We start from the raw sequence: 12827 nt of genomic DNA, 5'->3' as shown, positions 1-12827 counted from the left end.
GCGGTGGCACTCAGCGGACGACACCGTGCCGTGTAGCCTCTGCGCGACATGAGCGAGCAGACGACCAGCGGCGACAGTGATCTTCCGGGGCTCGACGCCGCAGCCCGGCGCGTGGTCGGAGCCACCGGGAAGGCGCCGATCCGCGTGATCTTCGTGCCCGGTCTCGGCGACCGGCTGCCGCCCCTGGTGCACCTGCAGCGCGAGGCGCTGCGCACCTGGCAGGCCCTCGGTGTGCGCACCACCATGTTCCGCGTCCGCTGGTCCTCGGACGTGTCGTTCCAGGACCGGCTGGACCGGCTCGACCAGATGATCGAGTACTACGAGCAGCGCGGCGAGCGCGTCGCGCTCATGGGTGCGTCCGCCGGCGCGGGCGCCGTGCTCGCCGCGTACGCCCGACGCCGTTCGGTCGTCGCCGTCATCATCATCGCCGGCAAGTTCCTCGAACCCGAGGACATCATCAAGCCGGTCCTGCTGCGCAACGCCCCCTTCGCGCAGTCGCTCTCGACGGTGCCGAAGCTCCTCGAGGACCTGGGCCCGGACGACCGCGCAAGGATCCTCAGCCTGCGGTCGGCCCGGGACGGCGTGGTCGACGACGAGGACACCCTGCTCGAGGGCGCGGTCAACGAGACGATGCGGGTGGTGGGTCACGTGATCGCGATCGGCTATGCGCTGATGTTCCGTGCGCGACGGGTCGTCCGCTTCCTGCGCGAGGCAGTGACGGACTAAGGCACCGCCCACCATAGGATCACAAGTTCAATTTGGCATGTTGTATTTGCCAATCTAGGCTTGTAATATGAGTACGGAACTGGTCATCATCGACAGCGCACGCAAGCGCGGCTATGCCGACGACGACCTTCTGCACGTGATCGCGAAAGCGATCCGTGTGATCGTGCAGTCGGATGGAATGACCATGTACATCGGTCCGGACCGGGCCGGACGGATCATTGAGGTGGGCACCATCCAGCGCAACGGGCGCGAGATCGTTGCGCACGCGATGTACCCGGCCCGGGAAAAGTACCTCGCGGAGAAGCCGCGGCGACGCAGGAGGTGAAACCTATGTCTGAACTTACGCCCAACGAGCTTGCCGAGATCGAGCGCCGCTTCGAGGATTTCGACATCGACACGGCCGAGGTCTACGACGTCGGAGTCGACGAGCTCCCGCCGCAGGTCGTGCTCACTCGGGCCATGGCTGAGCGTGAACTCCTGCTGCAGCAGGCCGACGAGGTGATGCACGATGCGATCGGCACAGCTCGTGCAGCGAAACTTTCGTGGCACAAGATCGGCATCGTGCTGGGCACGACGGGGGAGGCCGCCCGGCAGCGTTACACGAAGCGCAACAGTGGCTCGGGTGCTGCCCGCTTGAAGAACAGTGGGAGCGCCCGCGCGGCGAAGGGCCGCCTCAACGCCTGACCAGGGGTGATCGCGTCCTCACGCTGCGGGAGTACCAGACCACCGCACCGCTCTACGACTGGCGTGGGACCTGGAGTCAGGCGTAGCGGGACCCCAAGGGTTCGTCGGCCTCGGCGTAGCGCGGCTTACGCATGCTTCAGAGACCGTGGGGATCCGCCCTCTTGTCGCCGGTGCCGTCGCGTCCGCAGACTCGGCCCATGACGATCTCTCACGACACCTCCGCCGCCGTCGCGCACTTCGCCGGGCGGCTCGCCTTCGAGACGGATGTCGCCGACGTCCACGCCGGGCTCGCCGGCAAGGACCCGGCGGACGCCCCGTTCACCCTGGTCGACGTCCGGTCCCAGGAGTCGTGGGACCAGGGCCACGTGCCCGGTGCGGTGCACCTGCCCAGCGGCAAGGTGCGGCTCCGCGCCGAGCAGGCCGTCGACCGGGGCAAGCCCGTCGTGACCTACTGCTGGGGCCCGGGCTGCAACGCGGCGACCAAGGCCGCGCTCGAGCTCGCGAAGCTCGGCTACGACGTCAAGGAGATGATCGGCGGCTTCGAGTACTGGGTCCGGGAGGGCTTCGCGTACGACACGGCGAGCGGCCCGGTCCAGCCGGCCGCGGACCCGCTGGCAGCTCCGCTCTGACCCTCCGCCAGAGGACCGCCTTCTCGGAGCGAACCTCTGTCTGGCCGGCGGGTCACACCGGGCGGTAGCGGTTCTCCGGGCGGCCCGTCGCCCCGTAGCGCGGGCCGACCTGGGCCTGGCCCTCGGTGACCAGGTGCTCCAGGTACCGGCGGGCGCTGACCCGTGACATCCCGACCGCCTCGGCGACCTCGGCCGCCGAGGCGTCGTCGGCCGGGCCGCACAGCCGCGTCAGCGCCTCCTGCACCAGGGTGCGGCTCCGCTCGGACAGCCCCTTGGGCGGCAGCGTGGTCGCGGACCGCGGCCCGGCCAGCAGCTGGTCCACCTCTTCCTGGTCGAGGGTGGTCTGCGCCCGCCGGACGTCCTCGCGCCGCTGCCACACCTCGTCGAGGCGCTCGCGCAGCGTGGCGGACGTGAACGGCTTGACCAGGTAGGCGACCACGCCCCCGGCCATGGCCTGCCGCACGCTGTCGAGCCCGCGTGCGGCGGTCGTGGCGACGACGTCGACGGGCGGGCCCGGCAGCAGCCGCAGCCGCCGGAGCACGTCGAGCCCGCCGATGTCCGGCAGATGCAGGTCGAGCAGCACGAGGTCGGGTCGCAGCGCGGACGCCAGGTGCAGGGCGTCCGCGCCGTTCCGGGCCTCGCCGACCACCACGAACCGCGGGTGGCTCTCCACGAACCCCCGGTGCACGACGGCGACGGTCGGGTCGTCCTCCACGATGAGCGTCCGCGCCTGCCCGGTCATGGCGCCGCCTCTCCGGCGCCGGCGACCGCTCGGGAGCGCCCGCCCGACCCCGACGCCGGTACGGGCAGCTCGACGGTCATCCGCGCGCCGCCGAGGTCGCCGGTGCCGATCACCACCTCGCCGTCGTGCCGGTCCACCACCCGTCTGACCAGTGCCAGACCGATGCCACGGCTGTGCTCCCGGTCGCCGGGCACCTTCGTGGAGAACCCGGCCTTGAACACCTGGTGACGCAGGTTGGCGGGTACGCCGGGGCCGTCGTCGTCCACCCGCAGGCGCAGGTGCGCACCGTCCGAGTGCAGCAGCACGCGGACCCGTCCCTCCGGGGCGGCCGCGTCGACCGCGTTGTCGATCAGGTTCCCGAGCACGACGAGCGCGTCCGTGTGCAGGGACGAGGCGTCCGGCGTGGTGGGCGGGTCGAGGGCGGACGCGTCGTCGACGTCGAGCGTGACACCGCGCTCGCGCGCCGTGATCGCCTTGACCAGGAGCAGGGCCGCGAGCTCGGGGGACCGCACGCCCGGCGCGACCGCCGACGCCGTGAGCAGCCCGCCGTAGCCCGACCGCTCGATGAACGCGACCGCCTCCTCGGTGCGGCCCAGCTCCAGCAGGCCTGAGATCACGTGCACGGTGTTGGCGAACTCGTGCGACTGGGAGCGCAGCGCGTCGGTGAGGCCGCGGGTCTCCAGGAGGCCCGCGATGTCCTCCGGCTCCAGCAGGTAGATCCGGCGACGGACCAGGCGGGTCACCCACGCCGCGCACAGCACGCCGACCACCGCGGCGGCCGCGAGCGCCGCGAGCAGCCAGCCGAGGTCCTCGGTCAGGTCGGCGCGGAGCTCGGACTCGAGGATGCCGACGCTGGCGGTGCCGATGACGGGGGCGGGTGAGGCGTCGTCGGCGGCGTCGCCGTAGACCGGGACCTTGACGCGCCAGGACGTGCCGAGCGTCCCGGTCTGGGTGCCGGTCCAGACCTGTCCGGACAGCGGCACGGAGGGGTCGGTGGAGACGGGCCGCCCGATCTGCCCGGGGTCGGGGTGGGAGTACCGGACGCCGTGCTCGTCGGTGACGACCACGTACGTCACCCCGGACGCCTCGCGGATGACCTCGGCGATCGGCTGGATCGTGGCGGAGGGCTCGTCGTCGTCGAACGCGTCGTGGATGGCGGGCAGGCGCGCGACCGACTGCGCCACCCCGGTCATCCGGTCGACGTAGGCCTCACGGAGCTGCCGCTCCTGCAGGGCGACGGCCACGAACCCGGTGGTGCACACGAGCACGAGCACGATGACGACCTGCAGCACCAGCAGCTGCGCCCGGAGCGTCATCGCTCTTCTCACGGACGCCAGTGTGCACCGCGTGACGGCAGGTGCGGTAGCCGGGCGGCCGCGATCAAAACGACCACAACCTTCGTTGCGACCACAACCCGGCCCGCGGGCTGGCCGCTCCTTACGCTCGCGGCGAGACGGGCCGAGGGCCGGCAACGCAGCCGGCCCGGGCCCCATCAGCCGCATTCGCTCAAAGGAGAAGACATGCGCATCATCCGAACCGGGGCCGCCCCCGTCGGGGTCGTCCTGGCACTTGCGCTGGCGGGCTGTTCCAGCCTGGCGGCGAACGGTGGCGGCGGCAGTGACGCCGCCATCGACGAGCTCAGCATCGTGGTTCCCGCGGGGCCGGGCGGCGGCTGGGACCTCACCGGCCGCTCGATGCAGGCGGACATGCAGGAGGAGGGCCTGGTCGGCACCGCGACGGTGACGAACGTCGACGGCGCGGGCGGCACCGTGGGACTGGCGAACATCGCCAACGCCACCGACCCGAACACGCTCCTGGTGATGGGCCTGGTCATGGTGGGCGCCGTCGAGACCAACGAGTCCCAGGCCCGGATCGAGGACACGACCCCGATCGCGCGCCTCACCGAGGAGCAGGAGGTCATCGTGGTCCCGGCGGAGTCGCCGTACGAGACCATCGACGACCTCGTCGAGGACATCAAGGAGAACGGCAAGGACGTGTCGATCACCGGCGGGTCCGCCGGCGGCACGGACCACATCCTCGCGGGCATGCTGCTCCAGGCCGCGGGCATGCCCTCGGAGCACATCGTGAACAACCTGAACTACATCGCGTACTCGGGCGGCGGCGAGTCGCTGGCGGCGCTGCTCGGGAACAACGTGAGCGCGGGCATCTCGGGTGTCAGCGAGTACGCGGAGCAGGTCCAGGCGGGCGAGCTGCGGGCGCTCGCGGTCTCCGGCGAGGAGCGTGTCGATGCGCTCCCGGACACCCCGACCCTGACCGAGGCGGGCTACGACGTGGTCCTGACGAACTGGCGCGGCGTGGTCGCCCCCGGCACGATCGACGAGGCCGAGAAGGAGGCGCTGACCGCCGCCGTCACGGAGCTCGCCGAGTCCGACGCGTGGCAGGCGACGCTGGAGGAGAAGGACTGGGACGACGCCTTCCTCCCCGGTGACGAGTTCGACACGTACCTCGACGAGAACATCGCGGAGATCCAGGTGGTGCTGCGGGACATCGGTCTCGTCCGGTGAGGCCCGACGACGCGGCGCCCGAGGCGCCCACCGCACCGGGTGAGCCGACGGCGGAGGCGGGCCCTCCGCCGTCGGACGACCTCGAGCCGGGACCGGCGGAGCGGCCGCGCCGCCGGTGGGGCGAGCTCGTGCTGGCCCTGGCCACCGCCGCCCTCGGGGTGTACGTGCTGGTGGCCGCCGGGAGCATCACGGTGCCGGGCTCGGCCAACACGCTCGGTCCGCGGGCCTTCCCCTACCTCGTGGGCGGCATGCTCGTCGCTGCGGGGGTGGCGCTCGTCGTCCTGGTCCTGAGCGGCCGGGCCGGTGAGGAGGAGGGCGGCGAGGACGTCGATCCCACCGTCCGGACCGACTGGCTGACGGTGGTGCTGCTCGTGGTCACGCTGGTCGTCCACGTGTTCGCGATCAACGTCATCGGCTGGCCGTTCGCCGCGGCGATCCTGTTCGGCGGCGCCGCGGTGATCCTGGGGGCGCGCCCGTGGTGGCGTGCCGCCCTGGCCGGGCTCGTGCTGGGCCTGGTCGTCCAAGTGATCTTCGGCGGGCTGCTGGGGCTCTCGCTCCCGGCCGGCCCGCTCCTGGAAGGGGTGCCGTTCCTCCGTGGATAACTTCTCCGCACTGCTCGAGGGGTTCGCCACCGTGCTGCACCCCGTGTACCTGCTGTGGGCGCTGTTCGGCGTGTTCATCGGCACGGCGGTCGGCGTGCTGCCGGGCATCGGCCCGGCCATGACGATCGCCCTGCTCCTGCCCCTGACCTACTCCCTGGAGCCGACGGCGGCGATCATCGTCTTCGCCGGCATCTACTACGGCGGCATGTACGGCGGGTCGACGACGTCGATCCTGCTCAACACCCCCGGTGAGTCGGCGTCTATCGTCACGGCGATCGAGGGCAACAAGATGGCCCGTGCCGGGCGCGGGGCGGCGGCGCTCGCCACCGCCGCCATCGGCTCGTTCGTGGCGGGCACGCTCGCCACGGTGGCCCTGACGTTCATGGCTCCGGTGGTCGCCCGGCTGGCCGTCCAGCTCGGCGAGCCGGACTACTTCGCCCTGATGGTGGTCGCGTTCGTCACCGTGGGCGCCCTGCTCGGCTCGTCGGTGCCCCGCGGCCTCGCGTCGCTCGCGCTCGGCCTGTTCCTCGGCCTGGTCGGCACCGACACCCTGACCGGCCAGCAGCGCTTCACGTTCGGCGTGCCCAACCTGGCGGACGGGATCGACGTCGTCGTCGTCGCCGTCGGGCTGTTCGCCGTCGGCGAGGCCCTGTACGTGGGTTCCCGGATGCGGCACGGGAAGATCCAGGTGATCCCGGTCGAGAAGGGCTGGCGCACCTGGATGAAGCGCGACGACTGGCGCCGCTCCTGGAAGCCGTGGCTGCGCGGCGCCGCCATCGGGTTCCCGGTCGGCACCATCCCCGCCGGCGGGGCCGACGTCGCGACCTTCCTCTCCTACGCCTCCGAACGCCGGCTCGCCGGCAAGGAACGGCGCAAGGAGTTCGGCAAGGGCGCCATCGAGGGCGTGGCCGGGCCGGAGGCGGCGAACAACGCGGCGGCGGCGGGCGTGCTGGTCCCGTTGCTCACCCTCGGCCTGCCCACGACGGCGACCGCGGCGATCATGATCGTCGCGTTCCAGTCCTACGGCATCCAGCCCGGCCCGATGCTGCTGCAGAACGAGTCCGCGCTCGTGTGGGCGCTGGTCGCGAGCCTGTACCTCGGCAACCTCATGCTCGTGGTCCTGAACCTGCCGCTCGTCGGCATGTGGGTGCGCGTGCTGCGCATCCCGCGGCACTACCTGTACGCGGGCATCATCCTGTTCGGCGCGCTCGGCTCGTACGCGCTGAACTTCTCGCCCGTCGACGTGCTGCTGCTGGTGCTCATCGGCCTGGCCGGGTTCTTCATGCGGCGGTACGGGTATCCCGTGGCGCCCCTGGTGGTCGGCATGATCCTCGGCCCGATGGCGGAGGACCGGCTGCGCCGCTCGCTCGCCATCAGCCAGGGCGACCTGAGCTACCTGGTCGCCAGCCCGTTCGCCGCCACGGCGTACGCGGCCATCGTGGTGCTGCTGGCCGTGGGCATCTGGCTCAAGCGCAGGGAGCGCGCAGCGGCCTAGGCTGCCGGCATGAGCACAGCGCTGATCACCGGCGGGTCCGCCGGCCTGGGACTCGAGTTCGCGCGGCAGCTGGCCGCGGACAGGCACGACCTGGTGCTGGTGGCCCGCAACGAGGAACGGCTGAAGCAGGTCGCCGAGGAGCTCCGCGCCGCCCACGGCGTGGCGGTCGAGGTGCTCCCGGCGGACCTCTCGCTGCCCGACGACGTCGAGCGGGTCGCGCGGCGCCTCGCCGTCGTCGGCGGCCGGCCCGGCGAGGAGGACCTGCGCCCCGTGGGCCTGCTCGTCAACAACGCGGGGTTCGCGACGAGCGCGAGCTTCGCGACGGGCCGCGTCACCACCGAACGCCGCGGGATCGACGTCATGGTGAAGGCGGTGGTCGAGCTGACGCACGCCGCCGTCGGGCAGATGCTCGAACGGGACCGCGGCGCGATCCTCAACGTCGGCTCGGTGGCCGCCCTCACCGCGGGCGGTACGTACGCCGCGGCCAAGGCGTACGTGCGGACCTTCACCGAGTCGCTGGCGGTCGAGCTCAAGGGCACCGGCGTGACCGCCACGCTGCTGTCGCCGGGCTTCACGCACACCGAGTTCCACGCGCGGGCGGGCATCCCCGAGTCGGCGATCGTGCCCGGGTGGGGCTGGCTCGACGCCGGGTACGTGGTCCGGACCGCCCTGGCCGACGCGCGCCGGGGCGTCGTCCTGTCCACGCCGTCGGTGCGCTACAAGGTCGCGGTCGCCGTGCTGCGGTCCGCGCCGCGCTGGGCCGTCCGCGCCGTCGGCAAGTACCGCTGAGCGACGGGGCGCCACGTACCCTTGCACCGTGAACGCTGACTTCTCCCCGACCCCGCGCGAGCAGCTGGCCGAGCTCATCAAGGAGCTCGCCGTGGTGCACGGCACGGTGACCCTGTCCTCCGGCAAGGAGGCCGACTACTACGTCGACCTGCGCCGGATCACGCTGCACCACCGGGCGGCGCCGCTCGTCGGGCACGTGCTCCTGGACCATCTCGAGGAGGTCGGCCTGGGCACCGCCGAGATCGACGCCGTCGGCGGGCTCACCCTCGGTGCCGACCCGATCGCCGACGCGCTGCTGCACGCCGCGGCGTCGCGCGGCCAGGACCTGGACGCGTTCGTGGTGCGCAAGGCGGCGAAGGCGCACGGCATGCAGCGCCAGATCGAGGGGCCCGACATCGCCGGGCGCAAGGTGGTGGTCGTCGAGGACACCACGACCACGGGCGGCTCACCGATCGCCGCGATCGAGGCGGCCAGGGCCGCCGGTGCTGAGGTGCTCGGCGTCGCCACGATCGTGGACCGCGCGACCGGCGCCGGCGAGAAGATCGAGGCCCTCGGTGTGCCGTACCACTACCTCTACGGCCTGGAGGAGCTCGGCCTCGCCTGAGCCCTCCGACTGGGCTCCGCTATACCGTAATCTGGCCGTCTCGATATCACTTCCTGTGGAGACTTTTGCCTAGCCCTACGGTATCTTGGGATTCATGGGGACATTTGTCGCTTTAGTCCTGCTCGTCACCGGAGTGGTGGCGTTCACGATCGCCGCTGCGCGGGTCATGAAGCGCGGCCGTACGCAGGACATCGCCCAGTGGGCGGAGGCGAACGGCTGGGAGTACTCCGCCAAGGACCCGGTCCTCGCCCAGCGCTGGAGCGGCCGGCCGTTCGGCATCGGCCTGGACCGCGAGGCCCGCGACGTCCTGCGCGGCAACGTCGACGGCTACGACGTCGTCTCCTTCACCTACACGTGGCGCTCGGGTTCGCCCGACGCCGACGCGCGCCGGGCCGGTCTGCGCCGCACGGCGCACGTCGTGGCGCTCGACGCGCTGCCGGGCGAGCCGGTGATCGACCTGTCACCCGAGGGGATCCGGGAGAAGTGGCAGAAGCTCTTCGGCGCCCAGGACGTCCAGATCGACAACCCGGCGTTCGACGGGCAGTGGCTCGTGCGCGCCTCCGACGAGTTCTTCGCGCGCCGCGCCCTCGACGCACGGCTCGCGAACATCGTGATGCTGCCCGACTTCCACGGCTCCAGGCTGCGGATCGAAGGACCCTCGGTGCTGCTGTGGCGTCCGGGCCGCACCGACGTCACGAGCCTGACGGAGCGGGCCAAGCTGGTGGCCGACGTCGCGCGGATCGTGCTGCCGCTGGAGAAGGGCGGGCCGCGCTTCGAGAGCGGTGGCGGTATCGACGGGTTCGGGATCCCCGGCCTGACCTGACCGCTGGATCCCTGCCGGGGCCTCAGACCAGGTCGACGATGTCCGCTATCGAGTTCACCACGTGGCTCGGGCGGAACGGGTACTTCTCGACCTCGTCGACCGACGTCGACCCCGTGAGCACCAGGAACGTCTCCAGGCCGGCTTCCATGCCGCCCAGGATGTCCGTGTCCATGCGGTCCCCGACCATGGTCGTGGACTCCGAGTGCGCGCCGATCAGGTTGAGCGCCGACCGGAACAGCACCGGGTTGGGCTTGCCCACGTAGTAGGGCTGGCGGCCGGTCGCCGCGGCGATCATCGCGGCCACCGAGCCGGCGGCGGGCAGCAGCCCTTCCTGCGACGGCCCGGTCACGTCCGGGTTGGTGCAGATGAAGCGGGCGCCGCCGACGATCAGCCGGATGGCCTTCGTGATGGCCTCGAACGAGTACGTGCGGGTCTCGCCGAGCACCACGTAGTCCGGGTCCGACTCCGTGAGCGTGTAGCCCGCCTGGTGCAGCGCCGTCGTCAGGCCCGCCTCGCCGATCGCGTACGCGCTGCCGTTGGGGATCTGGTCCGCGACGAACTGGGCGGTGGCCAGGGCCGACGTCCAGATGTTCTCCTCCGGGACCTCGATCCCGCTGTACGCGAGCCGGGCGCGCAGGTCGCGCGGCGTGAAGATCGAGTTGTTCGTCAGGACGAGGAACGGCAGCTCCTTGTCCCGCAGTGCCTTGATGAACTCGGGGCCGCCGGGCAGGGCGGTTCCTTCGTGCACCAGCACGCCGTCCATGTCCGTGAGCCAGGCTTCGGTGGTCCGCTCGATCATGGCCGTCAGCCTAGCGCCCGGGAGGTGGCGGTCGCGGGCGTGGGTCGAGCACTGCGGTGGGCCGTAGGCTTTCGCGCGTGACCAACCTGTCCCCAGACGACACGCTGCCCCACGACGACGACGCCTCGCCTCAGGGCGGCACCGCGCGCCCCGGTCCGGTCCGCCGCCACGCCGCCCCGTCCACCCGGACGCCGTGGTCCGCCGCGCTGGGCAACGGGCTCCGTGGCGGGATGGTGGGTGCGGCCGAGTCGGTGCCCGGCATCTCCGGCGGGACGATCGCCCTCGTCGTCGGTCTCTACGACGGGCTGCTCGGCGCGGCCAGCCAGCTCGTGCACGCCGCGCGCGAGCTCGTCCAGGGTGTCGCCGGACGCCGCGGCCTGCGGCCGGCCGCCACCGCGCTGCGCCAGATCGACTGGCCGTTCCTGCTCCCGGTGCTCGCGGGGATGGTCGTGATCCTGCTCGTCTCGCTGAACACGATCGCGCCCCTGCTCGAGTCGAACCCGGTGCCGATGCGAGCGCTGTTCTTCGGCATGATCGCCGTCTCCGTCAGCGTGCCGCTGCGGATGATGCCGCACCGGTTCCGGCCGCTCGACGTCGTGCTGCTGGCCGGCGGCGCGGTCGGTGCCTTCTTCCTCACCGGCCTGCCGGCGGCCGAGATCTCGGACCCGCCGCTCTGGCTCGTCTTCGGCGGAGCGGCGATCGCCATCAACGCGCTGGTGCTGCCCGGTGTCTCCGGGTCCTTCGTGCTGCTGGCCATGGGCCTGTACATCCCGGTCCAGGAGGCCCTGCACGACCGCGACCTCGCCTTCATCGGCACCTTCATGCTCGGTGCCGCCGTCGGGCTGGGATCGTTCGTCAAGGTGCTGCACTGGCTGCTGGAGCACCGCCGCCAGGGCACGATGGCTCTGCTCGCCGGCCTCATGCTCGGCTCGCTGCGCGCGCTGTGGCCGTGGCAGGACGAGGCGGGCGGCCTGCTGACCCCGCCCGGCGACATCGTCGTCCCGCTGCTGCTCGCCCTCCTGGGCGCCGCCGTCGTCGCCGTGGCGGTCTGGTGGGAGTCCCGCCGGGCGCCGGTCCCGGCCGCGCGGCCGGCCGCGACGACGGAATGACAGGGACACCGGAATGACGGAAGAGCCCGTCGAGACCCAGGTCGGCGTCGGTCCCTGGTCCGGTCCGCTGCCCGACGACCCGCGCTACGACCCGGAGCTGCTGGCCGACGGCGATCGCCGGAACGTCGCCGACCAGTACCGGTACTGGTCGGTCGAGGCGATCGTCGCGGACCTGGACACCCGCAGGCACCCGTTCCACGTGGCCATCGAGAACTGGGCGCACGACCTCAACATCGGCTCCGTGGTCCGTACGGCCAACGCGTTCAACGCGGCAGGCGTGCACATCGTGGGCCGACGCCGCTGGAACCGTCGCGGGGCGATGGTCACCGACCGGTACCTGCACGTGAGCCACCACCCGGACGCGGCGGCGCTGGCCGGGTGGGCGGCGTCGGCCGGGCCGGCAGGCGGGCGCCTCCCCGTCGTCGGCATCGACAACGTGCCCGGCTCCGTGCCGATCGAGGGTTACCGGCTCCCGCCCGAGTGCGTCCTGCTGTTCGGCCAGGAGTCCACCGGCCTGACGTCGGAGGCGCAGGCGGCCTGCGACGTCGTCCTGCACATCACGCAGTACGGCTCGACCCGGTCGATCAACGCGGGCGCCGCGGCGGCCATAGCGATGCACGCGTGGGCGGTGCGGCACGCGGGGTAGTCCGGCCGACAAAAGTCGTGGCGGTCTGGACTCCACATCAGGCGGGGTGAGCGACGTCTTAAGAGGGCAAGCACATCCCACGCACCTGGAGGTCCACGTGACCAGCAGCACCCGCACCTTCCGCTCGAAGACCCTCCGCCTCACCGCGATCGGCGTCGCGGCCACCGGCCTGTGCGTCGTCGGTGCCGGCATGGCAGCCGCGGCCAACCCGACCTCGGCCTTCGGTCAGGTGGTCGGTACCACCGTGCACGCCGTCGGCGTCGACTGGTCCGACATGCCCGCCGGCTACACCCAGGCGCAGTACGAGGCCTTCTGGGCCGCCGAGTACAGCGGCGAGGACCTGATCGAGCTGCAGGAGCTGTGGTCGCTCGACGAGACCGAGACCAAGTCCCGCGCCGGTCAGATGCTCCTGGACGGCGAGGCACTCCCGTTCGCGCCCGGCACGCACACCACCCCCGAGCTGCCGGCGAACGAGCAGACGGCGATCGCGGCGTTCCTCGACGCCGGTCACACGGCCGAGGACGTCGAGACCCTGAGCGCGCTGTGGGACACCGAGTTCGTGGAGACGAAGGCCCGCGCCGGCCAGATGGTGCTCGACGGTGAGGAGCTGCCCCTGGGCTCCGCAGGCTCGGCCACGCCGGCCGACAGCTGATC

16 protein-coding genes are annotated in these 12827 nt (G+C 71.9%); 13 read left to right on the top strand and 3 right to left on the bottom strand.

Annotated features, from left to right (window positions below; translation table 11 throughout):
• Window positions 1-48: 48 nt before the first annotated feature.
• The 4 genes from LUM46_RS01680 to LUM46_RS01665 all read left to right on the top strand — a co-directional run bounded on the left by LUM46_RS01680 (window position 49) and on the right by LUM46_RS01665 (window position 2039).
• A complete protein-coding gene (locus tag LUM46_RS01680; RefSeq protein WP_274991848.1) occupies window positions 49-726 on the top strand; it encodes an alpha/beta fold hydrolase in 678 nt (225 codons plus the stop codon).
• A gap of 67 nt (window positions 727-793) precedes the next feature.
• Window positions 794-1051 carry a hypothetical protein gene (locus LUM46_RS01675; protein ID WP_274991847.1) on the top strand — a complete coding sequence of 86 codons (258 nt, stop codon included), beginning with the start codon at window positions 794-796 and terminating at the stop codon, window positions 1049-1051.
• Window positions 1052-1056: 5 nt separating this feature from the next.
• Window positions 1057-1410: a hypothetical protein gene (locus LUM46_RS01670; RefSeq protein WP_274991846.1), complete on the top strand. Its 354-nt coding sequence runs from the start codon at window positions 1057-1059 to the stop codon at window positions 1408-1410.
• A gap of 197 nt (window positions 1411-1607) precedes the next feature.
• Window positions 1608-2039 carry a rhodanese-like domain-containing protein gene (locus LUM46_RS01665; RefSeq protein WP_274991845.1) on the top strand — a complete coding sequence of 144 codons (432 nt, stop codon included), beginning with the start codon at window positions 1608-1610 and terminating at the stop codon, window positions 2037-2039.
• Between the two features lie 52 nt (window positions 2040-2091).
• Here the strand turns inward: LUM46_RS01665 and LUM46_RS01660 are convergent, their stop codons facing one another.
• Window positions 2092-2781, bottom strand: a complete 690-nt coding sequence (locus LUM46_RS01660) for a response regulator (RefSeq protein ID WP_274991844.1) — start codon at window positions 2779-2781, stop codon at window positions 2092-2094.
• On the bottom strand, window positions 2778-4109 hold the full coding sequence (locus tag LUM46_RS01655; protein ID WP_274991842.1) for a sensor histidine kinase: 1332 nt from the start codon (window positions 4107-4109) through the stop codon (window positions 2778-2780). The genes LUM46_RS01660 and LUM46_RS01655 overlap by 4 nt, the downstream gene beginning before the upstream one ends.
• Window positions 4110-4301: 192 nt before the next feature.
• Here LUM46_RS01655 and LUM46_RS01650 point away from each other — a divergent pair, with 192 nt between their 5' ends.
• The 6 genes from LUM46_RS01650 (at window position 4302) to LUM46_RS01625 (ending at window position 9619) form a co-directional block, all read left to right on the top strand.
• Window positions 4302-5306 (top strand): Bug family tripartite tricarboxylate transporter substrate binding protein, encoded by a 1005-nt coding sequence (locus LUM46_RS01650; RefSeq protein ID WP_274991841.1) that lies wholly within the window; start codon window positions 4302-4304, stop codon window positions 5304-5306.
• Window positions 5303-5908, top strand: a complete 606-nt coding sequence (locus tag LUM46_RS01645) for a tripartite tricarboxylate transporter TctB family protein (protein WP_274991840.1) — start codon at window positions 5303-5305, stop codon at window positions 5906-5908. The genes LUM46_RS01650 and LUM46_RS01645 overlap by 4 nt, the downstream gene beginning before the upstream one ends.
• Entirely contained in the window at window positions 5901-7403 is a 1503-nt protein-coding gene (locus tag LUM46_RS01640; protein ID WP_274991839.1) for a tripartite tricarboxylate transporter permease, read from the top strand. Before LUM46_RS01645 ends, LUM46_RS01640 begins: the two co-directional genes overlap by 8 nt.
• Window positions 7404-7412: 9 nt before the next feature.
• Window positions 7413-8192, top strand: coding sequence for an SDR family NAD(P)-dependent oxidoreductase (locus LUM46_RS01635; protein WP_274991838.1), 780 nt, complete (start codon window positions 7413-7415; stop codon window positions 8190-8192).
• A gap of 28 nt (window positions 8193-8220) precedes the next feature.
• A complete protein-coding gene (gene pyrE, locus LUM46_RS01630) occupies window positions 8221-8796 on the top strand; it encodes an orotate phosphoribosyltransferase (protein WP_274991837.1) in 576 nt (191 codons plus the stop codon).
• 94 nt (window positions 8797-8890) lie between these two features.
• Complete coding sequence (locus tag LUM46_RS01625; RefSeq protein WP_274991836.1) at window positions 8891-9619, top strand: type III secretion system chaperone family protein; 729 nt, start codon at window positions 8891-8893, stop codon at window positions 9617-9619.
• A gap of 22 nt (window positions 9620-9641) precedes the next feature.
• Here LUM46_RS01625 and LUM46_RS01620 read toward each other — a convergent pair whose 3' ends face one another.
• On the bottom strand, window positions 9642-10418 hold the full coding sequence (locus LUM46_RS01620) for an HAD-IIA family hydrolase (RefSeq protein WP_274991835.1): 777 nt from the start codon (window positions 10416-10418) through the stop codon (window positions 9642-9644).
• Between the two features lie 77 nt (window positions 10419-10495).
• On the opposite strand from LUM46_RS01620, the gene LUM46_RS01615 reads away from it, so the two are divergent.
• The 3 genes from LUM46_RS01615 to LUM46_RS01605 all read left to right on the top strand — a co-directional run bounded on the left by LUM46_RS01615 (window position 10496) and on the right by LUM46_RS01605 (window position 12825).
• Window positions 10496-11527: a DUF368 domain-containing protein gene (locus LUM46_RS01615; protein ID WP_274991834.1), complete on the top strand. Its 1032-nt coding sequence runs from the start codon at window positions 10496-10498 to the stop codon at window positions 11525-11527.
• 13 nt (window positions 11528-11540) lie between these two features.
• A complete protein-coding gene (locus tag LUM46_RS01610; protein ID WP_274991833.1) occupies window positions 11541-12173 on the top strand; it encodes a TrmH family RNA methyltransferase in 633 nt (210 codons plus the stop codon).
• A 97-nt stretch (window positions 12174-12270) separates the two neighbouring features.
• Complete coding sequence (locus LUM46_RS01605; protein ID WP_274991832.1) at window positions 12271-12825, top strand: hypothetical protein; 555 nt, start codon at window positions 12271-12273, stop codon at window positions 12823-12825.
• Window positions 12826-12827: the final 2 nt, after the last annotated feature.

The organism is Promicromonospora iranensis, assembly GCF_028994805.1.
Lineage (GTDB): Bacteria > Actinomycetota > Actinomycetes > Actinomycetales > Cellulomonadaceae > Promicromonospora > Promicromonospora iranensis.
Note: the sequence above shows the minus strand (reverse complement) of the source record. Positions and strands in the feature narration are given on the sequence as shown.